General features: G+C 64.5%; 1 protein-coding gene. It reads left to right on the forward strand.

Annotated features, from left to right (window positions below; translation table 11 throughout):
* Positions 1-187 precede the first annotated feature (187 nt).
* Positions 188-976 (forward strand): class I SAM-dependent methyltransferase, encoded by a 789-nt coding sequence (locus QU44_RS16960; RefSeq protein ID WP_231621799.1) that lies wholly within the window; start codon positions 188-190, stop codon positions 974-976.
* The last annotated feature ends 87 nt before the right edge of the window (positions 977-1,063 follow it).

Here is a 1,063-nt window from a genome sequence, read left to right on the forward strand (position 1 = left end):
AGCCAAGCCCTTTTTCAGCAGCCTGTTAGGTGTTCAACGCGCCGGCTAGGTGCCCGGTACTGGCGGCTAAGCTGCTTGCGAGCGAGCAAAGCGGAAGAGCGGGCGTTCGCATGCCATGCCCCCTTTTACCGGTTGCTCTCGGAACAGATGCACTTGGCACGCGCGCGGCCATCTGTATCATGAGACAATGTCTCACTCATCCCGGCGCTCCCCGCCCAATCCCGCCAATGCTCCCAGCGCCCGCTTCTTCGGCGACATCGGCATCACTCCCGGTGCGCGGGTGCTCGATGTCGGTTGCGGCAATGGTGACCTCAGCCGGTATGTGGCTGGGATTGCCGGTCCAGGCGGCGAGGTCGTGGCGATCGACCGGAGCGAACATGCGCTGGCGATGGCCCGAACGAACGACGCGAAGTCGGGTGCCGCACCCATCCAGTACCGCGCGGTCGATCTTTCGGGTGATTTGCCTGATCTGGGTCGTTTCGATGCAATCGTCGGTCGTCGCGTGCTGATGTACCTACCCGATGCCGCCAAGACACTGGAGTGGCTGGCGTCGCTGGCCAAGCCAGACGCCATCCTGGCGTTTCAGGAACATGCACGCGCCGGCCTGCCCGCGGGACTTGGGGATCTCGCGTTGCACCGGCAGCTTTACGACTGGAACTGGAGCACGGTTGCAGCGGAAGGCGGCGATGTGGGGTTGGCGCTCCGGCTCGCCGAACTGATGCAGCAATTAGGGCTATCGGTCGAGGAAGCGCGCGCAGAGGCCGTCTTACTCCATCCTAACCAGCCCTCTTTCGTGCCGACGCTCACGCACGCGATGCTGCCGCGAATAGTCGAGCGAGGCATCGCAACCGTTGAGCAAATCGATCCCGACACGCTTGCGCAGCGGATCGAGGACGAGCATCGCGCCGCGGGTGGTACGATCGTTTGGGACCTCGCCTTCTTGGTCGCGGCTCGCGCCCAACCGGTCTCTCGCTGAAAGCGAGGCCCGCAAAAAGCGGGCGACCCGAGCTCGGATCGGCTCCGGTCGTGACGACCCACAGCACGAAGCCGCTGCGCGGCAGAG

This window comes from Sphingomonas sp. 37zxx (genome assembly GCF_000786205.1).
GTDB lineage: Bacteria > Pseudomonadota > Alphaproteobacteria > Sphingomonadales > Sphingomonadaceae > Sphingomonas.